28 protein-coding genes and 2 rRNA genes are annotated in these 26,993 nt (G+C 41.4%); 29 read left to right on the forward strand and 1 reads right to left on the reverse strand.

Annotated features, from left to right (window positions below; translation table 11 throughout):
• Window positions 1-123 precede the first annotated feature (123 nt).
• The 12 genes from AC0VYH_RS00190 (at window position 124) to rsmI (ending at window position 10,837) form a co-directional block, all read left to right on the forward strand.
• Window positions 124-3,053 (forward strand): 23S ribosomal RNA (locus AC0VYH_RS00190).
• A 51-nt stretch (window positions 3,054-3,104) separates the two neighbouring features.
• Window positions 3,105-3,221: ribosomal RNA gene (gene rrf / locus AC0VYH_RS00195) — 5S ribosomal RNA — on the forward strand.
• Between the two features lie 648 nt (window positions 3,222-3,869).
• Entirely contained in the window at window positions 3,870-4,067 is a 198-nt protein-coding gene (locus tag AC0VYH_RS00200) for a sigma factor G inhibitor Gin (protein ID WP_194222578.1), read from the forward strand.
• Between the two features lie 168 nt (window positions 4,068-4,235).
• Complete coding sequence (locus AC0VYH_RS00205; RefSeq protein ID WP_475373173.1) at window positions 4,236-5,675, forward strand: aminotransferase class I/II-fold pyridoxal phosphate-dependent enzyme; 1,440 nt, start codon at window positions 4,236-4,238, stop codon at window positions 5,673-5,675.
• Between the two features lie 4 nt (window positions 5,676-5,679).
• A complete protein-coding gene (tmk, locus tag AC0VYH_RS00210; protein WP_226616834.1) occupies window positions 5,680-6,318 on the forward strand; it encodes a dTMP kinase in 639 nt (212 codons plus the stop codon).
• Between the two features lie 38 nt (window positions 6,319-6,356).
• Window positions 6,357-6,686, forward strand: coding sequence for a cyclic-di-AMP receptor (locus AC0VYH_RS00215; RefSeq protein WP_048313368.1), 330 nt, complete (start codon window positions 6,357-6,359; stop codon window positions 6,684-6,686).
• 26 nt (window positions 6,687-6,712) lie between these two features.
• Window positions 6,713-7,699: a DNA polymerase III subunit delta' gene (gene holB / locus AC0VYH_RS00220; protein WP_194222581.1), complete on the forward strand. Its 987-nt coding sequence runs from the start codon at window positions 6,713-6,715 to the stop codon at window positions 7,697-7,699.
• A gap of 4 nt (window positions 7,700-7,703) precedes the next feature.
• Window positions 7,704-8,531: a PSP1 domain-containing protein gene (locus AC0VYH_RS00225; protein WP_194222582.1), complete on the forward strand. Its 828-nt coding sequence runs from the start codon at window positions 7,704-7,706 to the stop codon at window positions 8,529-8,531.
• A 16-nt stretch (window positions 8,532-8,547) separates the two neighbouring features.
• Window positions 8,548-8,892: a DNA replication initiation control protein YabA gene (yabA, locus tag AC0VYH_RS00230; RefSeq protein WP_098445898.1), complete on the forward strand. Its 345-nt coding sequence runs from the start codon at window positions 8,548-8,550 to the stop codon at window positions 8,890-8,892.
• An 89-nt stretch (window positions 8,893-8,981) separates the two neighbouring features.
• Window positions 8,982-9,719, forward strand: a complete 738-nt coding sequence (locus AC0VYH_RS00235) for a tRNA1(Val) (adenine(37)-N6)-methyltransferase (protein WP_194222583.1) — start codon at window positions 8,982-8,984, stop codon at window positions 9,717-9,719.
• Window positions 9,706-10,008, forward strand: coding sequence for a GIY-YIG nuclease family protein (locus AC0VYH_RS00240; RefSeq protein ID WP_194222584.1), 303 nt, complete (start codon window positions 9,706-9,708; stop codon window positions 10,006-10,008). Before AC0VYH_RS00235 ends, AC0VYH_RS00240 begins: the two co-directional genes overlap by 14 nt.
• Window positions 9,968-10,837, forward strand: a complete 870-nt coding sequence (rsmI, locus tag AC0VYH_RS00245) for a 16S rRNA (cytidine(1402)-2'-O)-methyltransferase (RefSeq protein ID WP_194222585.1) — start codon at window positions 9,968-9,970, stop codon at window positions 10,835-10,837. The genes AC0VYH_RS00240 and rsmI overlap by 41 nt, the downstream gene beginning before the upstream one ends.
• Window positions 10,838-10,888: 51 nt before the next feature.
• On the opposite strand, the gene AC0VYH_RS00250 is transcribed toward rsmI, so the two are convergent.
• Entirely contained in the window at window positions 10,889-11,167 is a 279-nt protein-coding gene (locus AC0VYH_RS00250; protein WP_136948810.1) for an AbrB/MazE/SpoVT family DNA-binding domain-containing protein, read from the reverse strand.
• A gap of 536 nt (window positions 11,168-11,703) precedes the next feature.
• On the opposite strand from AC0VYH_RS00250, the gene metG reads away from it, so the two are divergent.
• The 17 genes from metG to AC0VYH_RS00335 all read left to right on the forward strand — a co-directional run bounded on the left by metG (window position 11,704) and on the right by AC0VYH_RS00335 (window position 26,895).
• Window positions 11,704-13,644, forward strand: a complete 1,941-nt coding sequence (metG, locus tag AC0VYH_RS00255; protein WP_194222586.1) for a methionine--tRNA ligase — start codon at window positions 11,704-11,706, stop codon at window positions 13,642-13,644.
• A gap of 279 nt (window positions 13,645-13,923) precedes the next feature.
• Entirely contained in the window at window positions 13,924-14,694 is a 771-nt protein-coding gene (locus AC0VYH_RS00260) for a TatD family hydrolase (protein WP_303536035.1), read from the forward strand.
• A 160-nt stretch (window positions 14,695-14,854) separates the two neighbouring features.
• A complete protein-coding gene (locus tag AC0VYH_RS00265; protein WP_283153214.1) occupies window positions 14,855-16,141 on the forward strand; it encodes a G5 and 3D domain-containing protein in 1,287 nt (428 codons plus the stop codon).
• Window positions 16,142-16,296: 155 nt separating this feature from the next.
• Entirely contained in the window at window positions 16,297-16,854 is a 558-nt protein-coding gene (gene rnmV, locus AC0VYH_RS00270) for a ribonuclease M5 (RefSeq protein WP_226616842.1), read from the forward strand.
• Window positions 16,851-17,744 (forward strand): 16S rRNA (adenine(1518)-N(6)/adenine(1519)-N(6))-dimethyltransferase RsmA, encoded by an 894-nt coding sequence (gene rsmA, locus AC0VYH_RS00275; RefSeq protein WP_283153212.1) that lies wholly within the window; start codon window positions 16,851-16,853, stop codon window positions 17,742-17,744. The genes rnmV and rsmA overlap by 4 nt, the downstream gene beginning before the upstream one ends.
• A 203-nt stretch (window positions 17,745-17,947) precedes the next feature.
• Complete coding sequence (gene yabG, locus AC0VYH_RS00280) at window positions 17,948-18,826, forward strand: sporulation peptidase YabG (protein ID WP_475373174.1); 879 nt, start codon at window positions 17,948-17,950, stop codon at window positions 18,824-18,826.
• A 291-nt stretch (window positions 18,827-19,117) separates the two neighbouring features.
• Complete coding sequence (gene veg, locus AC0VYH_RS00285; protein WP_098445908.1) at window positions 19,118-19,375, forward strand: biofilm formation stimulator Veg; 258 nt, start codon at window positions 19,118-19,120, stop codon at window positions 19,373-19,375.
• 140 nt (window positions 19,376-19,515) lie between these two features.
• Window positions 19,516-19,698, forward strand: a complete 183-nt coding sequence (locus tag AC0VYH_RS00290; protein WP_194222591.1) for a small, acid-soluble spore protein, alpha/beta type — start codon at window positions 19,516-19,518, stop codon at window positions 19,696-19,698.
• A gap of 174 nt (window positions 19,699-19,872) precedes the next feature.
• Entirely contained in the window at window positions 19,873-20,742 is an 870-nt protein-coding gene (gene ispE, locus AC0VYH_RS00295) for a 4-(cytidine 5'-diphospho)-2-C-methyl-D-erythritol kinase (RefSeq protein WP_194222592.1), read from the forward strand.
• A 61-nt stretch (window positions 20,743-20,803) separates the two neighbouring features.
• Window positions 20,804-21,658, forward strand: a complete 855-nt coding sequence (purR, locus tag AC0VYH_RS00300; RefSeq protein ID WP_194222593.1) for a pur operon repressor — start codon at window positions 20,804-20,806, stop codon at window positions 21,656-21,658.
• Complete coding sequence (locus AC0VYH_RS00305; protein ID WP_194222594.1) at window positions 21,655-22,029, forward strand: RidA family protein; 375 nt, start codon at window positions 21,655-21,657, stop codon at window positions 22,027-22,029. The genes purR and AC0VYH_RS00305 overlap by 4 nt, the downstream gene beginning before the upstream one ends.
• 258 nt (window positions 22,030-22,287) lie before the next feature.
• On the forward strand, window positions 22,288-22,578 hold the full coding sequence (spoVG, locus tag AC0VYH_RS00310; protein WP_098445913.1) for a septation regulator SpoVG: 291 nt from the start codon (window positions 22,288-22,290) through the stop codon (window positions 22,576-22,578).
• 190 nt (window positions 22,579-22,768) lie between these two features.
• Complete coding sequence (gene glmU, locus AC0VYH_RS00315; RefSeq protein ID WP_475373175.1) at window positions 22,769-24,136, forward strand: bifunctional UDP-N-acetylglucosamine diphosphorylase/glucosamine-1-phosphate N-acetyltransferase GlmU; 1,368 nt, start codon at window positions 22,769-22,771, stop codon at window positions 24,134-24,136.
• A gap of 114 nt (window positions 24,137-24,250) precedes the next feature.
• On the forward strand, window positions 24,251-25,201 hold the full coding sequence (locus tag AC0VYH_RS00320) for a ribose-phosphate diphosphokinase (RefSeq protein WP_194222596.1): 951 nt from the start codon (window positions 24,251-24,253) through the stop codon (window positions 25,199-25,201).
• Window positions 25,202-25,277: 76 nt separating this feature from the next.
• Window positions 25,278-25,928: a 50S ribosomal protein L25/general stress protein Ctc gene (locus AC0VYH_RS00325; RefSeq protein WP_194222597.1), complete on the forward strand. Its 651-nt coding sequence runs from the start codon at window positions 25,278-25,280 to the stop codon at window positions 25,926-25,928.
• A 121-nt stretch (window positions 25,929-26,049) separates the two neighbouring features.
• On the forward strand, window positions 26,050-26,607 hold the full coding sequence (pth, locus tag AC0VYH_RS00330; RefSeq protein ID WP_430243493.1) for an aminoacyl-tRNA hydrolase: 558 nt from the start codon (window positions 26,050-26,052) through the stop codon (window positions 26,605-26,607).
• 57 nt (window positions 26,608-26,664) lie between these two features.
• Window positions 26,665-26,895, forward strand: coding sequence for an anti-sigma-F factor Fin family protein (locus AC0VYH_RS00335; RefSeq protein ID WP_283153210.1), 231 nt, complete (start codon window positions 26,665-26,667; stop codon window positions 26,893-26,895).
• Window positions 26,896-26,993 lie beyond the last annotated feature (98 nt).

Raw genomic sequence — 26,993 nt, forward strand, 5'->3', positions numbered from 1 at the left:
TTCAAGTAGTAGCCTTGTTCCTTGAAAACTAGATAGCACAAACAACGACATCCAATAATTATTTTTTATGCAATAACTTAGTAATAACTGATGCGTTATGGCAGTAATGCCTAACAAATCGAAGGTTAAGCTACTAAGGGCGCACGGTGGATGCCTTGGCACTAGAAGCCTAAGAAGGACGGGACGAACACCGATATGCTTCGGGGAGCTGTAAGTACGCTTTGATCCGGAGATTTCCGAATGGGGGAACCCACCATCTTTAATAGGATGGTATCCATTTCTGAATACATAGGGAATGGAAGGCAGACCCGGGGAACTGAAACATCTCATTACCCGGAGGAAGAGAAAGCAAACGCGATTTCCTGAGTAGCGGCGAGCGAAACGGAATCAGCCCAAACCAGAGGGCTTGCCCTCTGGGGTTGTAGGACGTCTCTTTGGAGTTACAAAGGCACGGATAGACGAAGCGACCTGGAAAGGTCCATCAGAGAAGGTAACAATCCTGTAGTCAAAATCCGATGCCCTCCGAGACGGATCCTGAGTACGGCGGGACACGTGAAACCCCGTCGGAATCCGGGAGGACCATCTCCCAAGGCTAAATACTCTCTAGTGACCGATAGTGAACCAGTACCGTGAGGGAAAGGTGAAAAGCACCCCGGAAGGGGAGTGAAAAAGAACCTGAAACCGTGTGCCTACAACTAGTTGGAGCCCGTTAATGGGTGACAGCGTGCCTTTTGTAGAATGAACCGGCGAGTTACGATCCCGTGCAAGGTTAAGCTGAGAAGGCGGAGCCGCAGCGAAAGCGAGTCTGAATAGGGCGAAATAGTACGTGGTCGTAGACCCGAAACCAGGTGATCTACCCATGTCCAGGGTGAAGTTCAGGTAACACTGAATGGAGGCCCGAACCCACGCATGTTGAAAAATGCGGGGATGAGGTGTGGGTAGCGGTGAAATGCCAATCGAACCTGGAGATAGCTGGTTCTCTCCGAAATAGCTTTAGGGCTAGCCTCGCGGCAAGAATCTTGGAGGTAGAGCACTGATTGGACTAGGGGTCCTTACCGGATTACCGAATCCAGTCAAACTCCGAATGCCAACGATTTATCCGCGGGAGTCAGACTGCGAGTGATAAGATCCGTAGTCGAGAGGGAAACAGCCCAGACCACCAGCTAAGGTCCCAAAGTATACGTTAAGTGGAAAAGGATGTGGCGTTGCTTAGACAACCAGGATGTTGGCTTAGAAGCAGCCATCATTTAAAGAGTGCGTAATAGCTCACTGGTCGAGTGACGCTGCGCCGAAAATGTACCGGGGCTAAACGTATCACCGAAGCTGTGGATTGTCTTACGACAATGGTAGGAGAGCGTTCTAAGGGCTGTGAAGTCAGACCGAAAGGACTGGTGGAGCGCTTAGAAGTGAGAATGCCGGTATGAGTAGCGAAAGACAAGTGAGAATCTTGTCCGTCGAAAGCCCAAGGTTTCCTGAGGAAGGCTCGTCCGCTCAGGGTTAGTCGGGACCTAAGCCGAGGCCGAAAGGCGTAGGCGATGGATAACAGGTTGATATTCCTGTACCACCTCCTTTCCGTTTGAACGACGGGGGGACGCAGAAAGATAGGGAGAGCGCGCTGCTGGAAATGCGCGTCCAAGCGATTAGGCTGGTGAATAGGCAAATCCGTTCACCGTGAAGGCTGAGTCGTGATGGCGAGGGAAATTTAGTACCGAAGTCCTTGATTCTACGCTGCCAAGAAAAGCCTCTAGTGAGGAAAAAGGTGCCCGTACCGCAAACCGACACAGGTAGGCGAGGAGAGAATCCTAAGACGATCGGGAGAACTCTCGTTAAGGAACTCGGCAAAATGACCCCGTAACTTCGGGAGAAGGGGTGCTTCCTCGGGTTTATAGCCCAGGGGAGCCGCAGTGAAAAGATCCAAGCGACTGTTTAGCAAAAACACAGGTCTCTGCAAAGCCGTAAGGCGAAGTATAGGGGCTGACACCTGCCCGGTGCTGGAAGGTTAAGAGGAGGGGTTATCCCTTACGGGAGAAGCTCTGAATCGAAGCCCCAGTAAACGGCGGCCGTAACTATAACGGTCCTAAGGTAGCGAAATTCCTTGTCGGGTAAGTTCCGACCCGCACGAAAGGTGCAACGACTTGGATACTGTCTCAACGAGAGACCCGGTGAAATTATAGTACCTGTGAAGATGCAGGTTACCCGCGACAGGACGGAAAGACCCCATGGAGCTTTACTGTAGCCTGATATTGGATTTTGGTACAGCTTGTACAGGATAGGTAGGAGCCATAGAAGTCGGACCGCCAGGTTCGATGGAGGCGTCGGTGGGATACTACCCTGGCTGTACTGACATTCTAACCCAGCACCGTGATCCGGTGCGGAGACAGTGTCAGGTGGGCAGTTTGACTGGGGCGGTCGCCTCCTAAAGTGTAACGGAGGCGCCCAAAGGTTCCCTCAGAATGGTTGGAAATCATTCGCAGAGTGTAAAGGCACAAGGGAGCTTGACTGCGAGACCTACAAGTCGAGCAGGGACGAAAGTCGGGCTTAGTGATCCGGTGGTTCCGCATGGAAGGGCCATCGCTCAACGGATAAAAGCTACCCTGGGGATAACAGGCTTATCTCCCCCAAGAGTCCACATCGACGGGGAGGTTTGGCACCTCGATGTCGGCTCATCGCATCCTGGGGCTGAAGTAGGTCCCAAGGGTTGGGCTGTTCGCCCATTAAAGCGGTACGCGAGCTGGGTTCAGAACGTCGTGAGACAGTTCGGTCCCTATCCGTCGCGGGCGCAGGAAATTTGAGAGGAGCTGTCCTTAGTACGAGAGGACCGGGATGGACACACCGCTGGTGTACCAGTTGTTCCGCCAGGAGCATAGCTGGGTAGCTACGTGTGGAAGGGATAAGTGCTGAAAGCATCTAAGCATGAAGCCCCCCTCGAGATGAGATTTCCCACAGCATTAAGCTGGTAAGATCCCTTAGAGATGATGAGGTAGATAGGTTCGGGGTGGAAGCGTGGCAACACGTGGAGCTGACGAATACTAATCGATCGAGGGCTTAACCGAAAATATTGGAAGTTGTGCGTGCTATCTAGTTTTCAGGGAACACCTGAATCGTCTAGTGATGATGGCGAAGAGGTCACACCCGTTCCCATGCCGAACACGGAAGTTAAGCTCTTCAGCGCCGATGGTAGTTGGGGGATCTCCCCCTGCAAGAGTAGGACGTCGCTGGGCAACTAGGAGAAGCGAGAGACCTGAGGGTTTCTCGCTTTTTTGTATTCAAAAAATGTTGAAAGCTCGTAAGAGAAAAAAGCTGCAGGAAAGACAATCAAAAACTTCTTCGAAAGCTTCGTAGGGGTGGGAGAAGCAAGAAATTCGAGGAAGCAAGTGATGTCAGACCGGAGTGGATATTCGAGAGATCCATGAGGATCTGGCATCGCGCAGCTGGCGAAGTTCGCCGCTTATCGCGCCCCGTATGAGAACACGGAAGTTAAGCTCGAGCGCCGATGGTAGTTGGGGGATCTCCCCCTGCAAGAGTAGGACGTCGCTGGGCAACTAAGAGAAGCGAGAGACCTGAGGGTTTCTCGCTTTTTTGTATGGTTTTTTACGTTTGCGGAATTATCATGGGAGGGAAAGCGCGGAAAAAAATCCGATTTTCGCGGAAACATCTGAAATATAGCGGAATTAAATTCGTATCTTCTTATATCTTCTTATTCTACAAGGATAATATACCAATGAAATTTTCTTTCTTTTTTAAAATCACTGACACGGGATAAGTTACAGCCACATATCCATAGAAAGAAGAAAAAAATAGGCTGAAATGAAGTGAATCGGTATAGATCCACTATAATTGGGCAAAGCTTTTACCATGGAGGTGGGAAGATGGAGAAGACAATCAGGCATAGCTTAAGTGAGTGCTGTCTTGTTTGCGAAGAACACAGTTTAAAAGGTATTCATATTTGCGACCGATTTATTTGTTATGAGTGTGAGCGAAAGGTAATTCAAACAGATACCAGTCATGAAAACTATCAATTTTATCTTGAAAAACTACGAAAACTACGACTTAGTCGATTAGCATAAGCAGATAGCTGTTTTATAGGCTATCTGCTTTTTTACGTACGAATGTGAAGCGGCAGTAAGTAGGAAGAGACGATACAGATTTGCTTGCGCCTTTACTTCTCCGAAAGTCTAGATAATGATAGAATACTAGTATAAGCAATGAATCTTCGATAGATAGAAGTTGGTTTTATGAATAAAGCAGATCAAGCACCTTTATATGAAGCATTAACTATGTGGAAGGATCAGAATCCCCTCTCATTTCATGTACCAGGTCATAAAAACGGTACGGTTTTTTCAACTTATAGAAGTGCAGATAACTCATTTAAAGAAATATTGAATATAGATGCCACAGAACTTTCTGGACTAGATGATCTTCATCATGCAGACGGTCCAATTAAGAAGGCAGAGCAGCTTACTGCTGATCTTTATGGAAGTATTGAAAGCCGCTTTTTGGTAGGGGGATCTTCAGCTGGTAACCTTGCGATGATCATGGCATTATGTTCTGAAGGGGACATTGTTCTTGTTCAGAAGAACTGTCACAAATCAGTACTAAATGGACTTCGCTTATCGAAAGCACATCCTATTTTTCTTAATCCATCCATTGATGAGGAAAGTCAGGTTTCAACAGGTGTGTCAGTCGATCTCATCCATCGAGCGATCACAAAATATAAGAATATTAAAGCAATCGTACTGACAAACCCAAATTATTACGGAATGACGAAAGATCTAAAACCGATCATTTCTTATGCTCATCAGAAAGGAATTCCGGTTCTTGTTGATGAAGCACATGGTGCACATTTTGTAAAAGAAAGGTTTTTTCCTGAAAGTGCTTTGAAACAAGGAGCAGATGTTGTTGTTCAATCAGCACATAAAACACTCCCTGCCATGACGATGGGCTCATACTTACATATAGGTGATCCGAAATATAGGAATGCAATAAACGATTATTTACAAGTCTTTCAATCAAGCAGCCCTTCATACCCGATCATGGCTTCGCTCGATTTAGCAAGACACTATATTTCTTCACTTCCTGATAAACAACTTGGTCAAATTTTAGAAGAGATTCTTCAGTTTAAGCACCGGCTGAATAAGATTCCTGGTATAAACGTTATTGGAGATGTAAGTCATGCTTATAAGCAGATTGATCCAATAAAAATAACGGTCCAGTTATCTGGCACCTCAGGATATGATTTGGCAAAAAAGCTTGAGAATGAAGGTATATTTGTTGAGCTTAGTGACCCATTAAACATTTTGCTCATTTGTCCCATAGCATTTAATGGTGAGGCTTATGAGCGAACGTTACAGGCATTTGAAAGGATTGCAGTTCATAGGGATGAAGCCACATTTAGAATATCTATGAATCAGTTGAATCATGAAGAGATAACATTTCCTGCTTATTCTTTTGCGAAGTTGGAAACGATGAATACCAATACAGTTAGTATTAGAAACGCTGTTGGTTTAATTGCAGCGAAAGCCATTATCCCCTATCCCCCAGGAATTCCTATCGTTCTGCCAGGGGAGCGCATAACTTTAGGTAAGATCCAACTAGTAGAAACAGTGTTGAATGGCGGAGGACACATACAGGGGATGAATGGTGATATGATTGAGATTGCAATAGAAGAGGAGTAGGGCATTGAAAGGATTATTTATAACATTTGAAGGACCGGATGGCGCAGGTAAGTCAACACAGGTTCAAAAACTAGCCGATTATTTAAACGAAGAAGGCATTCGTTTTATTCATACAAGAGAGCCAGGTGGTACAGCTATAAGCGATCAAATTAGATCTTTGATCCTTAATCCAGAACATGAAGAGATGGTGGATGAGACGGAAGTACTTCTTTATGCTTCATCCCGAGCTCAGCATGTGAGAGAAAAGATTCTTCCAGCATTAAATGAAGGATATCTTGTACTATGTGATCGCTTTGTTGATGCATCAGTTGCTTATCAGGGGGTTGGCCTTGGACTAGATGTAGAAACGATAAAGGTCATCAATGAATTTGCAACAGGAGGGCTAACACCTGATCGAAGCTATATGATTGATCTTCCTGTTTCTGTTGGTAAAGAAAGAATGGCAGCAAGAAATCAACTTGATCGTATTGAACAAAAAGGAACAGCTTATCATGAAAAGGTGAGAGAAGCTTTTCTGGAATTATATAAAAATAATAATGAACGGATTCATTTGATCGATGGTGAAAATGCTGTCGATGAGATTTTTTCGTCAATAAAAAAGGATTTTACAGTGTTGTGGGATAACTATTGTAGTAATAACTAATTGACGGGTGCATGCTTGCCGCCCGGGGAGGGATACACATGAAACTAGTAATGGCTGTCGTTCAGGATAAGGATAGCAATCGGTTATCCAATGCCCTGGTCGATCATAATTTCCAGGCGACAAAGCTTGCGACTACAGGTGGATTTTTACGTGCAGGAAATACGACATTTCTAGTAGGTACGGAAGATCATCGTGTACAAAAGCTTCTTGATATTATTAAAGACAATTGTCAGAGTAGAGAACAGATGGTGGCACCGGTCTCTCCGATGGGAGGAAATGCAGATTCTTATGTACCGTATCCTGTTGAAGTGTCAGTTGGAGGAGCAACGGTATTTGTTCTTCCAGTAGAGGCCTTCCATCATTTTTAATATGCACGGTAGGATGAGTGATAGCAATGACAGATTGGAATGAATTAAAAGACCGGCAACCCACGGTTGTTAGAATGGTCATAAATAGTTTCAAGAAAGAACGTCTTTCTCATGCGTATTTATTTGACGGTGGGGCAGGAACAGGCAAAAAAGATATTGCGGTTCATATGGCGAAAACGTATTTTTGTCAGGAAAGAACAGGAATCGATCCGTGTCAAAACTGCAGAGACTGTAAAAGGATTGATTCTGGAAATCATCCCGATCTTCATCTCCTAGAACCTGATGGACAATCGATTAAAATCGATCAAATTCGTAAGCTTCAGAAGGAATTCTCTTATCTTGGGGTAGAATCTCGAAAGAAAGTTTATATATTGAATCATTCAGATCGAATGACAACTCAAGCTGCTAATAGTTTACTTAAATTTCTTGAAGAGCCAGGACAAATGACGATGGCTATTCTCTTAACAGAGCAAAAGCAGCATATTCTATCCACGATTTATTCGAGGTGCCAGGTTATTACATTTCAACCCCTTTCAACAAATGGGGTGGAACAAGCCTTAGTGAATGACGGAGTAACACCACACCTTGCTAAATTAGCTGCTCAATTAACGAATGATCAGCGTGCAGCAAAGGAGTTGGCGCTTGATGAGTGGTTTGCACAGGCTAGAGCGATAGTGATACAATTGACTGAAGAGTTGAAGGAAAGACCTCATCAGGTTTTCCTAACGATCCATGACAAATGGCTAGCTCATTTTAAGGATAAAACGCAGCAGGATATGGGACTTAATCTTATGCTTTTTTGGTATAAGGATATAATGAAAATACAACTGCAGGATAATCGGATTGTCTATGCAGATCAGAAGGATAAGCTCGAACGTTATGCCCTTCAATTCGGAAGAAAGAAGATAAGTCAGCATATGATGGCGATACTTGATGCCAAAAGACGTCTGAGTGCAAACACAAACCCGCAGTTTGTGATGGAACAGCTAGTACTCAGGTTACGGGAGGGATAAGTTTGTGTATGAAGTAGTTGGCGTTCGCTTTAAGAAAGCGGGGAAGATCTATTACTTTGATCCGAGTAGCCTCCAGGTGTCCAACAAAGAATTTGTTATCGTGGAGACTGCAAGAGGGGTTGAATTTGGCAAAGTCGTATTAGCAAACAAGCAAGTTGATGAAGAGGATGTTGTACTTCCTCTTAAGAAAGTAATTCGCATAGCTGATGAAAAAGATCGCCTTGCGGTAGAAGATAATAAACACGCAGCTGAAGAAGCTTTTGAAGTGTGTGTTTCTAAAATTGAAGAGTACAAGCTTGATATGAAGCTTGTTGATGTTGAATATACATTTGATCGGAATAAGATCATCTTTTACTTTACAGCAGATGGAAGAGTAGATTTCCGCGAACTTGTGAAAGGGCTCGCATCCATCTTTAGAACAAGAATTGAACTTCGTCAGATTGGTGTAAGAGATGAAGCGAAGATGCTTGGTGGAATTGGACCATGTGGCCGAATGCTTTGTTGCTCAACATGGCTTGGCGATTTTGAACCTGTTTCGATTAAGATGGCTAAAGATCAAAATCTATCTTTAAATCCTGCTAAAATTTCTGGACTTTGCGGCAGGTTAATGTGCTGCTTGAAATATGAGAACGATGCATACGAATCCGGCAAAAAAGAGCTTCCAGACGTTGGGAAGACGATTCAAACCGGACAAGGTAAAGGAAAAGTTGTTGGGTTGAATATATTGGAACGTCTTGTTCAGGTCGAATTATTTGAACTCAACCGCGTGACAGAATATACGCTTGATGAATTGATACAAGACGGCGCAGTATCTACGCAAGCCACAGATTGATTGAGGTGGAACGGAAGTGGAGAAAAAAGAAGTTTTTTCACGTGTAAGCTCAATGGAAGAACAGATTGGTGACTTATACAAACAATTAGGCGAACTAAAAGAACATCTTGCAGGACTGCTGGAAGAAAATCACCATCTCGAAATTGAGAATCACCACTTGCGAGAGCGGTTAGAACAAACTTCCGAGCCGAAGAGTCATTCATCTGGCAAAAAGAAGCGCGGTAAACCAGAAGTTGGAGAAGGATATGATAATCTTGCGAGATTATATCAAGAAGGTTTTCATATTTGTAATCTCCATTACGGTAGCATCCGGACAGAGGGAGATTGTCTTTTTTGCTTGTCGTTCTTAAATAAAAAGTAGTGATTTGGTCTTTCCACATCTGGAAAGACCTTTTTTACAATTATATAACTTGTTCACTAAAGAATTAAAATAGATAGGAGAAAAGCATCATGCATTTATATGATGATGAACGGATTGACTACATCATTGAAAATGAATTAAGAATTATTCAAAGCCCAACGGTATTTTCTTTTTCTCTAGATGCCGTTCTACTTGCGCGATTTGCCTGGGTGCCGATAAAACGTGGTAAAATAATTGATCTTTGTACAGGTAATGGCATTATTCCACTTCTATTATCGAGAAGAAGTCAGGTTCCGATTGATGCGGTCGAAATTCAAGATCGGCTATATGACATGGGGACGAGAAGTGTGGATTTAAATGACCTTAATGATCAGCTTACCCTACATCATGGGGATATTCGGGACCTACCTGCTGGGTTATTAAAGGAATCTTATGATGCAGTAACATGCAACCCACCCTATTTTCAAAGTAAGCGAAATGAACAGCGTAATCTAAATGAACACCTTACCATCGCCCGACATGAAGTTATGTGTACTCTCGAAGATGTTATTCAATCTTGCAGTCGTTTAGCGAAACAGGGTGGGAAGGTATCACTGGTTCATCGTCCTGAGAGGTTACTTGATATTGTGACGCTAATGAGAAAATACCGTGTTGAACCTAAGAGAATGCAGCTCGTTTATCCGAAAGCTGGTAAAGAAGCAAATACGCTATTAATAGAAGGAATTAAAGATGGGAAGCCTGATTTAAAAGTGTTGCCGCCGTTCATCGTTTATCAGAAAGATAATACGTATAGTGACGAGATGAGAAATGTTTATGAAGAACTATAGTCATTTTGTCTATATGCTCGAATGTCGAGATGGTAGTTATTATACAGGCTATACGACGGACTTATCTCATCGATTAGCTCAACATGAATGTGGAAAAGGTGCAAAATATACGAGGGGGAGAGGTCCACTACGCCTCGTTTATCAAGCGGAATATGAGACAAAAAGTGAAGCAATGCAAGAAGAATATCGGATCAAACAACTATCTCGTATTCAAAAAGAAAAGATAATAAAAGAAAAGAGGCAAGTTCATGTGGAGTCAGAAGAGTTACAAAGAGAGCGAGACAGGTAAACTTTATCTCGTACCTACCCCTATCGGAAACCTGAATGATATGACTTTCCGCGCTATTCAGACGTTAAAAGACGTAGATCTTATTGCTGCAGAAGATACAAGACAATCAAAAAAGCTAACGAATCATTTTGAGATTGAGACACGGTTGATTAGCTATCATGAACATAACAAGGAATCGAGTGGATATAAACTTCTGGAGCGATTAAGGGAAGGACAAAGTATTGCCCTTATTAGCGATGCTGGAATGCCCGCTATTTCAGATCCTGGTTATGAAATTGTGTCAGCATGTGTGGCAGAGGAAATCCCTGTTATTCCCTTACCAGGTGCGAATGCAGCAATTACTGCTCTTGTGGCATCAGGTTTGCCAACACAGCATTTCTATTATTATGGTTTTTTATCTAGACAAAAGAAAGAGCGGAAAATTGAATTACAACAGCTAAAAACAATTCCTTCACCAGTTCTATTCTATGAGGCTCCTCATCGCTTAAAAGAAATGATGAAAGCGGTTCTTGAAGTTCTGGGAAACAGAGAAATTATTATAGCAAGAGAATTAACAAAGAAATATGAAGAGTTTATTAGGGGATCAGTTGAAGAGGTGCTTCGCTGGTTTGAAGAAAATGAAATCCGTGGTGAATTTTGTGTGATCGTCGAAGGTGGCATAGCCGAAGAAGTGAATGAAGAGCTTTGGTGGGAAGATTTCACCTTACGAGATCATGTAGAACACTATATTAATGACGGAATGAAAAGTAAGGATGCGATCAAACAAGTGTCGATTGATCGCGAGCTACCAAAAAGAGAAGTGTATCAGGCCTATCATGTAGAATCTTAGAGTACAAAAAAAGCTCCTGCCTTTATTGGCAGGAGCTTTTCTATACGTTCATTATTTAGCAAGAGCTTTTTGGATTTCTTCCAATACTTGCTCCGCACCTTCGCGACTAAGGATTAGTTTGCCGTTACCGATGGCAAGATTGTCATCGGATACTTCACCAGTTACCTGGCAAGTCATGTTAGGCTTATACTTTTTTAGGATGATGCGCTCATCGTCAACGTAGATTTCAAGAGCGTCCTTTTCTGCAATACCAAGTGTACGGCGTAGTTCGATCGGAATAACAACACGGCCAAGCTCGTCAACTTTACGTACAATACCAGTAGATTTCATGTTTTATACTCCCCTATTCCCAATTTTTTATTAATTACGTCAGGATTCGACAAATTTCTCTATTTATGTTCTATATAATACCAGTGTTTCCCATAAGCGTCAATCCTTTTAATCGGGTAAATATTTCCTATAATAGGTTTGTTACGGGATTCGAAGTACTATATTATTACCAAAACCTGACTTCCTTAAATAAATGATTCGACAATTTTCTTGTAAATCCTTCGACATTAATTGTAAATTTGTGTAGGTTACGCGATTTAAGCTCCGCTTCCTTGCATTTCTTCCTTAAATTAGTTATATTTTGATGAAGAAGAATTGTACTTGAATGAACAAAATGACGTTACACAGCGATACGCAAACGCGGGCTGTAGTTGAGAGTTGCTAACGTTCTCGTCCTACATGGGGCGGGAGCTTTTTATCCAGTAGCCCCCACCTCTAAACGTGAGTCAATTTTGCGTTAAGGTGGGGGATTCACTGTTCTAAAGAACGAATTAAGCTTTTCACTTTATCACTGTTTTAATCAAGGAGGAAGCAACATGGGTGACAAGACGTTTTATATTACGACACCGATCTATTATCCTAGTGGAAAGCTCCACATAGGTCATGCCTACACAACTGTAGCAGGAGATGCTATGGCACGTTACAAGCGTTTAAGAGGTTTTGATGTTCAGTATTTAACAGGAACGGATGAACATGGGCAAAAGATCCAAAAGAAAGCACACGAGCAGGGGGTTACTCCTCAGAAGTATGTTGATGACATCGTTGCTGGCATTAAAGATTTGTGGGATAAGTTAGACATTAGTTACGATGATTTTATCCGTACAACCGAAAAGCGTCACGAGGAAATTGTCGAAACGATTTTTCAAAAGATGTATGAGAAGGGTGATATCTACCTTGACCAATATGAAGGTTGGTATTGCACACAATGTGAGTCCTTCTTTACTGAACGCCAGTTAGTCGATGGGAAATGTCCCGACTGTGGACGTGAGGTGGAGAAAGTAAAGGAAGAGTCCTACTTCTTTAAAATGGGCAAGTATTCCGATCGTCTATTGAAATTTTATGAAGACAATCCTGAGTTTATCCAGCCGGAATCTCGAAAAAATGAAATGATCAATAACTTTATCAAGCCTGGTCTTGAGGATCTTGCGGTATCAAGAACTTCTTTTGACTGGGGTGTTAAAGTTCCAGGAGATCCGAAACATGTCATTTATGTTTGGATCGATGCATTGTCCAATTACATCACCTCCCTTGGGTATGGCACTGAAAATGATGAGCTTTATAATAAGTTCTGGCCAGCGGATGTGCATCTTGTTGGGAAAGAAATCGTTCGTTTCCATACGATTTACTGGCCAATTATGCTGATGTCACTAGACCTGCCGTTACCAAAGAAAGTTTTTGCTCATGGTTGGTTGTTAATGAAAGATGGAAAAATGTCTAAATCCAAAGGTAATGTGGTTGACCCAGTTACCTTAATTGATCGCTATGGACTTGATGCTTTACGTTATTATTTATTGCGTGAAGTACCGTTCGGTTCAGATGGCGTCTTTACACCTGAGAGCTTTGTGGAGCGAATCAATCATGATTTGGCGAACGATCTCGGCAACCTGTTAAATCGAACAGTAGCGATGATCGCTAAGTACTTCGACGGTGAAGTACCTCTGTATGAAGGATCGGTCACAGATTTTGATGATACTCTTGTAGAGATGGTAGATTCAACAATTTCCAAAGTAGAGACCTCTCTTGAAAACATGGAGTTTTCAGTTGCCCTTGCTTCGATTTGGCAGCTCATTAGTCGAACGAACAAGTACATTGATGAAACAGAACCATGGATTCTTGCTAAAGAAGAAACTCATAAAGACAAGCTTGGTGCTGTAATGGTTCACCTCGCTGAATCATTGAGACAAGTGGGTATTCTATTGCAGCCTTTCCTTACGCAAACGCCTAAAAAGATCTGGTCACAGCTAGGTATTGAAGAAGGCGAGAAAACAAGCTGGGAATCATTAGGATTCAAAAAAGGATTCGGTGGTACAACGGTTCAAAAAGATGCTCCGCTTTTCCCAAGACTTGACCGTGAAGAAGAGGTTGCATATATAGTTGAACAAATGGGTGGCAATGTCGTTAAGGAAGCACCGCCAATTGAAAAACCAGATTTAGATGAAATTTCAATTGATGACTTTACAAAAGTTGATTTAAGAGTCGCCCAAGTACTTGAAGTAGAGCCGGTGAAAAAAGCCAATAAGTTATTGAAATTAAAATTAGATCTTGGTTATGAAACGAGACAAGTTGTTTCAGGAATTGCAAAACATTATAAACCAGAGGAACTCATCGGCAAAAAAGTTGTTTGTGTTTCCAATCTTAAGCCAGTAAAGCTTAGAGGAGAATTATCTGAAGGTATGATTCTAGCAGGTGAGCATGACGGCGAGCTGAAATTGTCGACTATTGCTGAAAGCTTGCCAAATGGAACACAAATCAAATAATGACTCATGACTCGGTCTTAAAATAGACCGGGTCTTTTTTACTTTCTAATTCACAATAAATCCCTGCCATTTACTTTGCTATTTGTGACTAAACTTCCATTTTGAGTTGCAAGATAAGTATATAAAAAAGAACCAAAACACCTTAATATACAGAATATTCTAACTTATTTTGTGAGCATTGTAAACAAAATGTAATTAAAATGAAACTGTTTAGACTTAGAAAATAACTAGGACATTTGGTACACTAGCATCGTACTAGAGCGGAGAAGGAGTTTTGACATGTTATTCGACACACACACGCATTTGAATGTTGAACAATTTTCCGAAGATCAAAAAGAAGTAATTGAGCGTGCCCAGGCAGCGGGAGTAAGCAAGATGGTTGTTGTTGGTTTTGATCGTGAAACGATAACACATGCTATGGAACTTGTTGAACAGTATGATTTTCTTTATGCAGCCGTAGGTTGGCATCCTGTTGATGCGATTGATATGAAAGAAGAGGACCTTGAGTGGATTGAAGAACTTGCTGGTCATCCAAAAGTAGTAGCAATCGGTGAAATGGGACTTGATTATCATTGGGACAAATCACCTCATGACATACAAAAAGATGTTTTTCGTAAGCAAATTCAACTTGCGAAAAAAGTGAAATTACCGATCATCATACATAATCGTGAAGCGACGCGAGATGTCATTGATGTATTGAAAGAAGAAAATGCAGCTGAGGTAGGTGGCATCATGCACTGTTTCGCTGGAACTGTAGAAGAGGCTAATGAGTGCCTTGATATGAATTTCTACATTTCTCTAGGTGGACCAGTAACGTTTAAGAACGCTAAACTACCAAAAGAAGTAGCGAAAGAAATACCAATTGATCGTTTGCTAATTGAAACGGACTGTCCTTTTCTAGCACCACACCCAAACCGCGGGAAGCGAAATGAACCTTCATATGTGAAGCTCATCGCTGAACAAATTGCGGATTTGAAAGAAATGGATTATGAAGAATTAGCAAGAAGAACATCCGAAAATGCTATGACATTATTCGGTATTAGTCGCTAATAAAAAAGACCGTTGTCGTTGAAAAGAAATGATAGGATGCTTTTAAAAATAACTTCTCCCATCATACAAGATCAAAGTAGATGCCTTTTCTACTAAACTAGCAATTGGGGATAAGTAAGAAGCTTTTCTTTTTGAAACACAGTCGGTTCAGGGGGTAACTATGACAATGAAATCGAACATGGAAAACTTTTTTGCTCGCGTTAAGGGTGGAAAGAACGTATTCATGATTTGTTTAAGTGTAATTGTACTAGGTTTAGTCTCCGGCTTTATCGTGTTTGAAACTACAAAAGCTTCGGTCACGCTTGTCCTTGATGGGGAAGAGAAGCCGGTAGATACACATGCAGATACAGTTGCGGAGTTATTAAAGGATGAAGAATTGAATCCTGGTTCTCATGATTATTTAAGTCACGATTTATCAGCCAAGGTTGAGGCTGGAGATGTGATTGAATGGAAACCGGCTTTTCAAGTAACGCTATCGATTAATGGGGATAACCAACAAGTTTGGTCCACCAAAGATACAGTGAAAGGGTTTCTTGAAGATCAAAACATGGAGCTCGGTAAGCATGATCAAATGTCTGTATCACTCGATGATGAATTGAAAGAAAATATGACGATTGCCGTTGATGAAGCTTTCAAAGTTGCGGTAAACGACGGTGGGAAACAAAAAGAGATTTGGACAACTTCGACTACGGTCGCTGGCTTTTTAGAACAGCAGAATATACAACTTGGAGAACTTGATCGCGTAGAACCCAAAAAAGATGAGGACGTTACAGCGAACTCGGAAATCAACGTGATTCGAGTGGAAAAGGTCACCGATGTAGTGGAAGAGACGATTGACTATGCAACGATTAAGAAGAATGATAGTTCAATTCAAAAAGGTAAAGAAACAGTCCTAGAAGACGGACAAGAAGGCAAGCGGGAGAAACATTACGAAGTTGTTTTAGAAAATGGTAAAGAGGTTTCCCGTGAGCTTAAGAAAACCGATGTAGTGAAGGAAAGCAGTGACAAAATCGTTGCTGTTGGTACCCAGGTTATTACACAAACAGCTGTGAAAACTAGCAGTGCCCCTTCAACTCAATCTAAATCAACAAAGACAGCTAGTAAGCCTGCTACAAAAACTTCAAAATCACCATCTAAACCTGAAAGTAAGTCGTCAGGGAAGGTAATGAACGTATCGACGACAGCTTATACGGCAAATTGTGCTGGCTGTTCAGGTATCACATCTACGGGCTTTAACTTAAAATCTAATCCTGATGCGAAAATCATTGCGGTTGATCCTAGTGTGATTCCCCTCGGCTCAAAAGTTCACGTAGAAGGATATGGAACGGCTATTGCGGCTGATACGGGTGGTGCGATTAAAGGTAACAAGATTGATGTGTTTTTCTCTTCGAAGTCTGCAGCTTACGCATGGGGAAACAAGACTGTTCAAATTACAATTCTCGATTAGTGATCGAGATATGGTATGCTAATAACACAGAGTGGGGAAAGTCTCTCTCTGTGTTTTTTGTATGATAAAGAAAAGATTTATGAGAGAAACTATAAAAATTCACGTGTAGTTATAATAACAGGGTAGAATCGGTTATGTATTATGGAGGAAACAGAGTGAAAGTAAAAGAAATCATTATCGTAGAAGGCAAAAACGATACATTGGCTGTGAAACGAGCGCTTGATGCGGATACGCTAGAAACGAATGGATCTGAGATTAGCGAAGAGACGCTTAGACGTATTGAGCTTGCTTGGAAGAGACGAGGCGTAATTGTTTTTACAGATCCAGATTATCCTGGTACAAGAATTCGTCAAATCATTAGTGACCGACTGCCTTCTTGTAAACACGCCTTTCTAAATAAAAAACGTGCCATCTCATCTAATGGAAAGAAAGTTGGAATTGAACATGCCTCTATTCAGGATATTCAAGAAGCCATTCTTTCAGTAAGAGAAGAGATAGAAGCTCCAGATGTTTTGATTGAATGGGAGGATCTTATCGCTGCTGGTCTGGTTGTAGGCGATCGTTCTAAGGAGAGAAGAAAAGCTTTAGGAGATCGGTTGCAAATGGGCTATATGAATGGAAAGCAGCTTTTCAAACGGCTACAAATGTTTCAAATTTCAAGAGAAGAGTTTAGTCAGGCTTTGGAAGAAGTGTTACAGGAGGAAGAGAAATGAATAAAGAAATATCAACCCCTTTTAGAACAAAAGAAATTTTATCTAAACATGGTTTTACTTTTAAGAAAAGTCTTGGACAGAACTTTTTAATTGATTCGAATGTCCTAACAAAAATTGTAGACCAGGCTAAGTTATCACCGAATTCTGGCGCTATCGAGATTGGGCCTGGTATTGGAGCCTTAACAGAGAAACTAGCAAAACAAGCTAAAAAGGTCGTGGCATTTGAGATTGATCAGCGTCTACTCCCTATTCTAGAAGACACTCTTTCTCCTTATCCACACGTTCATATACGTCATAGTGATGTGTTAGAAGCGGATGTTCGTCAAGTGATTGAAGAAGAGTTTGAAGAGGGTCAGGATTTGATGGTAGTAGCGAATCTTCCTTACTATGTGACGACGCCTATTCTCATGAAGTTATTGGAAGAAAAATTACCAGTACGTGGGATCGTTGTCATGATTCAAAAAGAAGTAGCAGAGCGTATTGCTGCAAAGCCTGGTTCTAAGGAATACGGCTCATTATCACTTGCAGTGCAATACCATGCAGTGGCTAAAACGGCTCTCACAGTACCAAAAACCGTTTTTGTACCAAAGCCCAATGTAGATTCATCCGTTCTTCACTTGGAGCTGCGTCAGGAGCCTCCTGTCGATCTTTTGAATGAAGCCTATTTCTTTGAAGTGATTCGAGCAAGCTTCGGTCAACGTAGAAAGACCTTATTGAACAATTTGCAAAATAATCTTTTAAGTAAAGAGCAAAAGCCAATGATTGAGGAAGTATTACAAGAGACAGGGATTGATGGAACACGTCGGGGCGAAACGCTCTCAATGGAAGAATTCGCGGCGTTGAGTAATGCTTTTTATAGCAGAAAAAATGAAACTAAAAAAACACCTTGATGGTGGTGCACCCCGAGAGTTAGAGTTAAAAACTAACTTCCGGGGTGTTTTTTAGTTTTCATGATTCGAACATCTTCCTAATAATCAGTGAAGGTAAACCAAGTTCTCATTTCTATATAAATCATCTTTTCTTAAAGTTCTCATATAGTAGGTAAAGGAGATGCTGTTTAGTCTTTCAGGTCAAGCGGTGTGGAGGGAAGATAATGACGATGAAAGAAGGAGATATCGTTGCCAGGCGTTCATATGGCTGTGACTTAATCTTTCGAGTAACAAGGATGAATGAGTCAAGTAGGTCAGCGGAGCTCGTGGGCGAGGATATGAGGCTAATCGCAGATGCCCCGTTTGACGACCTGGTGGTAATTGACTCCAATGAACACAAAATGAGACGGGAGCAGTCCAAAGAGAAAGAAGACTATTCCTTTCGTTTGTTTCGACAAGACTATCAACTGTTGCGAATGAAGCGAGAATATTCGGCAACTAGTCATTTTAAGAAAGAAACAAGTTTTTTTGAACTCCCGGGGAAAATTCTTCATATTGACGGGGATCCACTATACCTTAGTAAATGCTTGGAAATGTATAAGCGTCTTGGCGTCCCGGTTTATGGGCTATATATGAAGGAAAGCGAAATACCGGAGAATATTATCAAATTAGTTAACAATGTTAGACCAGATATTTTGGTTATCACAGGGCATGATGCGTATACAAAACATAAAGGCGAGAAAAAGGATCTTCAATCGTACCGAAATTCACGGTACTTTGTTCGAGCTGTAAAAGAAGTGAGAAGTGTTTTCCCGAATCTTGATCACCTTGTTATTTTTGCTGGAGCGTGTCAGTCTCATTTTGAGTCACTCATTCGTGCAGGGGCTAATTTTGCAAGCTCTCCAGCTCGAATTAACATTCACATGCTTGATCCAGTTTTTATCGTATCCAAAATTGCACTCACATCTTTTACTGATCACGTTAATGTTTGGGACGCTCTTAGAAACACGTTGACTGGTGAAGATGGACTTGGTGGAGTAGAAACAAGAGGAATTCTACGCACAGGTATGCCTATGAAGGACCAGGAGGATTATTCAGAGTGAGCGAACGGGTGGAATACATATCCATCCGTTCGCTTTTTTATGTCAGTTTTAATAAAAAAATATCCTCGTTGAAAGGGGCTAGAATAGAGAAATGTTCTTTTGCGAAACCTGAGATAACCAGCATATTTCAATGAGTATACATATTTTTCGACAAATTAAGAAACAATAAAAATACACATCATCAGTAAATAACAATTGACATTGTTTTTGCTTCGTTGTTATAATTTAAGTTTTATTTGACAAGATGATGCAAAAGATGTTATAATTTGTCTAAGTGAGGTGGAGGTTCCGATGGCAAAAACGATTATTGAGATCAAACAAACGTTACAATCTCAGGTTGGCAAACGGTTGACCTTAAAGGCAAACGGAGGTCGCAGAAAGACAATTCAACGTTCAGGCATCCTTGAAGAAACCTACCCGGCAGTGTTCATTGTTAAGCTGGATCAGGACACGAACGCATTTGAGCGTGTGTCATACAGCTACACAGATATTCTAACAGATACAGTACAAATTACATTTAATGAAGAACAAGCGGCAGTAAGCGGTTAAGGCAAATGGTCTAACTGCTTTTTTGCTTTATTTGGGAATAAATATTTTTTCTCCTTCTTTTGGTTACATATTGGCAGTATAGCGATGGCTTTCGATCCTCACACTAAGAGTGTTACAGGATAGAAAGGAGCTTGATTCGCATGGCAAGACGTAAAGGGATTATGTCTGATCAATTGAAAGAAGAAATTGCGAAAGAGCTTGGTTTTTATGATACGGTTCAGAAAGAAGGTTGGGGAGGAATAAAAGCTCGCGATGCAGGTAACATCGTGAAGCGTGCTATTCAACTAGCTGAGGAGCAACTTGCAAACCAACCTAAACACTGAACCCTGTGACGATTGAACTCTGACTAATAGTCAGGGTTCTTTTTTTGTTGCAGAGAAGTTAAACTCTTCCGTGGTTGCATCCTATTCCGTTTCTTTCTTTTAGGCTTGTTGTGTTACAATAATTCACAGTAAGTTAAAATGTCGAACGGTAGGACGAAAATGTAGGTGAACGAGATGAAAAGAAAACTGAGTGTGAAAGCACCGGCGAAAATAAATTTAGCACTCGATGTGCTTCATAAACGACCTGATGGCTTTCATGAAGTAGAAATGGTTATGACGAATGTCGATCTTGCAGATCGACTTGAGTTAACGGAATTGAGACGAAATGAAATCGTTATTGAATCAACAAGCGGTTTTGTTCCAGACGATCAAAGGAATTTAGCTTTTCAAGCTGCAGCATTATTAAAGAAAAAGTTCAACATTCGGCAGGGTTTATCGATCAAGATTGATAAGCAAATTCCAGTTGCTGCTGGTCTTGCTGGAGGAAGCAGTGATGCTGCCGCGGCATTACGAGGACTTAATGAGCTTTGGCAATTAGGTTTAACTTATGATGAGCTTGCTAATATTGGTTCTGAGATAGGGTCAGACGTTGCGTTTTGTGTATATGGTGGCACTGCCCTTGCAAAAGGACGTGGAGAAATTATTCAGCCAATGGATGCACCACCTCCTTGTTGGGTGATTCTTGCTAAGCCTTCTATTGGGGTATCGACAGCAGATGTATATCGACGCCTTAGAACAGCAGAGATGAACCATCCAGACGTAAGAGGAATGATGCAAGCAATAGAGGAAAAAAATTATGAAGCGATATGTCAGCGCCTTGGTAATGTTCTCGAGGATGTTACATTGAAACTTCATCCTGAAGTACGTCAAATTAAAGAAAAGATGGAAAGCCTCGGAGCAGACGGTGTGCTAATGAGTGGCAGTGGGCCAACCGTCTTTGGTCTTACGCGACATGAATCGCGCATGCAACGAATTTATAACGGTTTAAGAGGTTTCTGTGGTCAAGTTTATGCGGTACGTCTATTAGGTGAGAAGAACCCTTGAATAAATCCGTACATTAGTGATATATTATGATTAATTATTCGGATTTTTTGGAGGTTCTTCTATGAAGATGAAACGAAGTTCTCGGCTAGTGGATATGACAAGGTATTTATTAGAGCATCCACACCGGTTAGTTTCACTAACTTATTTCTCAGAGCGATACGGGGCGGCTAAATCATCTATAAGTGAGGATTTGGTCATCATTAAAGAGAATTTTGAACAACAGGGTGTTGGATCGTTATTAACCGTTCCAGGTGCAGCTGGAGGCGTAAGATACATGCCCCTTATTAGTGAAGAAGAAGCAGATCGTGTGGTTGGCGAACTATGCGATTTTCTAGAAAGTCCTGATCGTCTTCTTCCGGGTGGTTATTTGTATTTAACAGATATCCTCGGTAATCCGGAAATTATGAATCAGGTTGGCCGCTTATTTGCGTCTGTTTTCGCTGATCGTAAAATTGATTGTGTGATGACTGTTGCTACGAAAGGAATCCCCCTTGCGTATGCTGCTGCAAGTCATCTTAACGTTCCGGTTGTCATTGTTAGACGCGATAGCAAGGTCACTGAAGGCTCAACAGTAAGTATTAACTATGTATCAGGATCGTCAAAACGAATTCAAACAATGGCGCTTGCTCGTCGAAGTTTGAAACCAGGAGCGAACGTTTTGATTGTAGATGATTTCATGAAGGCTGGTGGAACAATTCAAGGAATGGTTAATTTGCTTGAAGAATTTCAAGCAGACGTTGCTGGAATTGGAGTGCTTGTTGAGGCTGAGGGTGAAGGCGAAGAACGACTAGTTGAAGAGTACGTATCTATGATGAACCTTGGTGGAGTCGATATGAAAGAGCGATCGATTCAGGTTGCGCCAGGGAATTACAAGAAATTTCTTACGCCATTAACAGAAGGAGTGGAGAACGAATGAAGACAGTCTATACGAAATCAGCACCAGAAGCGATTGGCCCCTATTCACAAGGAATGATCGTGAACAACATCTTTTATAGCTCTGGCCAAATTCCGCTTAAAGCAGATGGAACGCTCATTGATGGAGCGATAGAAGACCAGACTCATCAAGTATTTCAAAATGTGAAAGCTGTTCTAGAAGCTGCCGGATCTTCACTCGAGAATGTCGTAAAAACTACAGTTTATATTAAAGACATGAACCAGTTTAGCGCGATCAATGAAATCTATGGTGAATATTTCAATGCACATAAACCCGCAAGATCTTGTGTTGAAGTTGCGCGTCTTCCAAAAGATGCCCTTATCGAAATAGAAGTAATTGCCCTAGTAGGCTAATCAATTGAACCCACTCATCCGCTGAGTGGTTTTTTTATTTATGAAACTTTTTTCTGACTTATTTAAGTTTTTGGAGTGAATGTCACTAGGGTGATTAATTTAGCTTGTTTCAGTCGATTTTTTATTCTGGAATAGAATCTTAGGATGAAAGCAACTAAATTTTTATAACATTTTTTATATTTAGAAGAAGGAATTAATAACTAGAAGTTGAATAGTGCATATATGCTCTAATTAATGGAAAAAGGTGGTGCACTCAAGTTGGAAATTACAGATGTTCGCCTACGTCGTGTGAATACGGAAGGACGCATGCGCGCAATCGCTTCCATCACAATGGATCATGAATTCGTCGTTCATGATATTCGCGTCATTGATGGGAATAACGGCATGTTTGTAGCGATGCCAAGCAAAAGAACTCCAGATGGAGAGTTTCGCGATATCGCTCATCCAATTTCCTCGAATACAAGGGAAAAGATTCAAACAGCTGTGTTAGCTGAATATCACCGTGTTGGTGAAATGGAAGCTGCTTATGAGGAAGCTGGAGCTTCCTAATCGTAAAAGTCTGGTCAACTGACCGGGCTTTTTTATTTGACCAGAAATTTCGCTTCATTTAGAAAAAAGTCATAGACCTTTCTTTTCCAACTTTTTATATGCTGAGGATTTAGGGAACTTCCTTGAAAATGAGGGGTTTTTGAGATATAGTCAAAGTGGAAAAATAGGATACAATGGAGGAACCATATACATGAATAGATTTGCAGTTGTGCTAGCAGCAGGTCAGGGAACACGGATGAAATCAAAGCTTTATAAAGTGCTTCACCCCGTTTGTGGGAAGCCTATGGTAGAGCATGTTGTTGATCAACTTGATGAACTTAAGCTCCAAAACATTGTAACTGTCGTCGGTCACGGCGCTGAAAAGGTTCGTGACCAGCTTGGTAGTCGAGTGAATTATGTCCTCCAGGAAGAACAGCTTGGTACAGCGCATGCTGTGATGAAGACTCAAGACACCCTATCCGATAAGGATGGCGTCACCCTTGTCGTATGTGGAGATACCCCTTTAATTACGAAAGAAACAATGGATGCACTATTGACTTATCATGAAGATCAGGGTGCAAAAGCCACGATTCTAACAGCAGATGCGGATAATCCATTTGGATACGGTCGAATTATCCGTGATGAGAATGGAAGTGTTCAACGAATTGTAGAACAGAAAGACGCAAGTGAAGCTGAGCAGAAAGTAACGGAAATTAACACAGGTACATACTGTTTTGATAACAAAACCCTTTTTGAGACGCTTCAGCTCGTTAAGAATGAAAATGCTCAGGGAGAGTATTATCTTCCAGATGTTGTTGAAATTCTTCAAAAGCAAGGTGAGATCGTAAGCGCCTATCAAACAGCAGATTTTGATGAAACAATGGGCGTAAATGATCGAGTCGCGCTTTCAAAAGCTGAAATTGCGATGAAAAAACGAATTAATGAGAAACATATGCGTAATGGCGTTACGTTAATTGATCCCAATCAAACATATATTTCTTCAGAAGCAGTGATTGGTCAAGATACTGTTATCTATCCAGGAACCACTATAACTGGCAAAACCACTATTGGTAATGAAGCTAAGATCGGCCCTAACTCTGAAATTAAGGATAGTAAAGTTGGAGATAAGAGCGTTGTGAAACAATCGGTTATTCATGATAGTGAAGTGGGAAATGCTGTCAATATTGGTCCTTTCGCACACGTTCGTCCAGCTTCACAAATTGGGAACGAAGTGAAGATTGGAAACTTCGTTGAAGTAAAGAAGTCTGTTATGGGTGATGGTAGCAAAGCTTCCCATTTAAGTTATGTTGGCGACGCTGAAATTGGTAAAGATGTGAATCTTGGGTGTGGTTCAATTACAGTAAATTATGATGGTAAGAAAAAGTACCTAACAAAAGTTGAAGATGGCGCGTTCATTGGATGTAATGTGAATTTGATTGCCCCTGTAACGGTAGGTAAAGGTGCAACTGTTGCTGCTGGATCGACGATCACAGATGATGTTCCTGAACAGGCGCTATCAATTGCTCGTTCTCGTCAGACGAATAAAGAAGACTACGCAACGAAAAAGAAGGATAGTTAATTTTAAGAAGATAAGAAAGCTTGAACTCTTGGTGTCTTACTACAATGCATAATCGTTTTGAAGTGATTAAGACGCTCGCGCTTTTCTTACTAATTAATGGAGGGGTACCGGCCAATGGCTAATTATTTAGATCCAAACTTGAAAGTGTTTAGTTTAAACTCGAATCCTGATCTTGCAGAAGAGATCGTAGAACATATTGGTGTTCCGATGGGGAAATGTTCTGTTGTTCGCTTTAGCGATGGGGAAATCCAGATTAACATTGAAGAGAGTATTCGTGGGTGTGACGTTTACGTTATCCAATCAACTTGTGCTCCAGTAAACGAAAACATTATGGAGCTTCTTATCATGATTGATGCGCTAAAGAGAGCCTCAGCTAAAACAATTAATATTGTACTCCCTTATTATGGATATGCACGTCAGGATCGTAAAGCAAGGTCTCGTGAACCCATTACGGCGAAGTTAGTTGCAAACTTACTTGAAGTTGCTGGAGTAACTCGACTCATTACACTCGATCTTCATGCTTCTCAGATTCAAGGATTCTTTGACATTCCTGTTGATCAATTAATGGGGGTTCCGACTCTCGCTAAACACTTTGAAGAAAAGAACCTTGAAGATATTGTTGTCGTATCTCCAGACCATGGCGGTGTAACTCGTGCTCGCAAGCTTGCTGAGCGACTGAAGGCACCAATTGCTATTATTGATAAGCGTCGTCCACGTCCAAACGTAGCAGAGGTCATGAATATTGTAGGTAATATTGAAGGGAAAACGGCAATCATTATTGACGACATTATTGATACGGCCGGTACAATTACCTTAGCAGCCAATGCATTGATCGAAAATGGAGCGACTGAAGTCTTTGCATGCTGTACGCACCCTGTTTTATCAGGACCAGCTATTGAACGCATCGATCAATCTAAAATTAAGGAACTTGCTATCACAAATACGATTCCGCTTCCGCATGATAAGCAAATCGATAAAATCACACAACTATCTGTTGCACCTCTTCTTGGTGAAGCAATCATCCGTGTTCATGAGCAACTTTCTGTAAGTAAATTATTTGATTAAATAATTTATGTTTATTGCCTCGTGATTATGGGTATCCATATAGAAGAGTAAAACCTAATCAGGAAGGTGATTTCAAATGGCAGCAACATTAAAAGCATTAGATCGTAATACGAAAAAAAGAAGTGAACTTAGAACATTACGCGAAACAGAAGAAGGACTTCCGGCTGTTCTTTACGGTAAAGACCGCAAAAGCGCACCGGTACAGGTTGACGCTTTAGAGTTCATTAAAGTATATCGTCAGGTCGGAAAAAACGGCGTTATTGAATTGAACTTTGAAGGACAGGGCACTTACCCAGTCATGGTTTACGACATGCAAGTTGACCCAATCAAGAATCAAGTTCTTCACGTAGACTTCTATTCAGTTGACCTTAACAAGGAAGTTGAAGCGGAGGTTCCAGTTCATTTGACTGGCGAAGCTGCAGGTAGCAAAGAGGGTGGCGTTGTTCAGCAAATGCTTCACGAGATTCTCGTAAAAGCGAAGCCGAACGATTTCCCTGATAGCATCGACGTTAGTATTGCTGAACTTAACATTGGAGACGCTATTCAAGCGGGAGATCTTCCAAAAGGAGATAAATACGAAATTCTTCTAGACGCTGAAGAGCCAATCGCTTCGATTGTTCCTCCGACGGAAGAACCTGCTGAAGACGAAGAAGAAGCTGATGAAGTGGCTGAAGAGCCACCAGCAGATCAAGAAAAAACTGATGATGAAACAACGAAAACCGAATAAACTTCGAAGACGTAACCGAACGGGTTACGTCTTTTTTTCAAGATAATGAGCTAACAGGTGAATAAGTGCTCGCATTTTTGATAGGATAGAATAAAAGTAATGAAAGGTAGGGCGTCAGCTGTTGAAATTAATTGTAGGCCTCGGTAATCCGGGGAAGAAATTTGATAATACAAGACATAATGTAGGATTCATGGCTATTGATCAGCTATCGAAAGACTTAGGCATATCTTTAGATCAAAAGAAGTTTCAAGGGATCTATGGGAAAGGTATAGTAAACGGAGAAGTAGTGTACCTCTTAAAACCGCAAACATATATGAACTTGTCAGGTGAATCGGTACGTCCTTTGATGGAATACTTTAATATTGAAGTGAATGATATGCTAGTCATTTACGATGATTTGGACCTTCCTACTGGTAAAGTGAGAATTCGTCAAAAAGGTAGCGCCGGTGGTCACAATGGGATGAAGTCGATTATCACGCACATTCATACTCAAGATTTTAAGAGAGTGCGGATAGGAATAGATCGATCTGCCAGACAGTCCGTTATTGACTACGTTTTAAAGCCATTCTCTAAAGAAGAGGCAGAGCCAATTCAGCTTGCCATTGAACAGACGGTCAAAGCTTGTGAAGCATGGACAACGACGTCGTTCCCAGAAGTAATGAATCAATATAACACATGAATATCCTTCTATTCTCCCGTCCATACTAGTAAAAGTTAGGAACAGGGAGGATCTGTTATGGATATTCATTACGTATGTCGTCACTGTAGAGCTGAGATTGGAAGATTGTCACAGATGAATCACACAGCTGATGAACTCGGATTTCAGCAGCTCACTGAAGAGGAGCGGCAAGCAATGGTTCATTACCACCACGATGGTACAATTGAAGTGAAAGCCATTTGTGAAGATTGTCATGAAGCTATGGAGCGTACGCCTTCTTTTCATGAGCTTGATACATTTATTCAGTAAGAAGCTTTGGGAGTTCGTCCAAAGCATTTTTGCGTTAACAGAATGATTATAAAGAATAGTCTGTGTTATAGAATATAAATTTAAGAGAAGTCTAGCTT

Source organism: Anaerobacillus sp. QJM3NY_32, assembly GCF_056173645.1.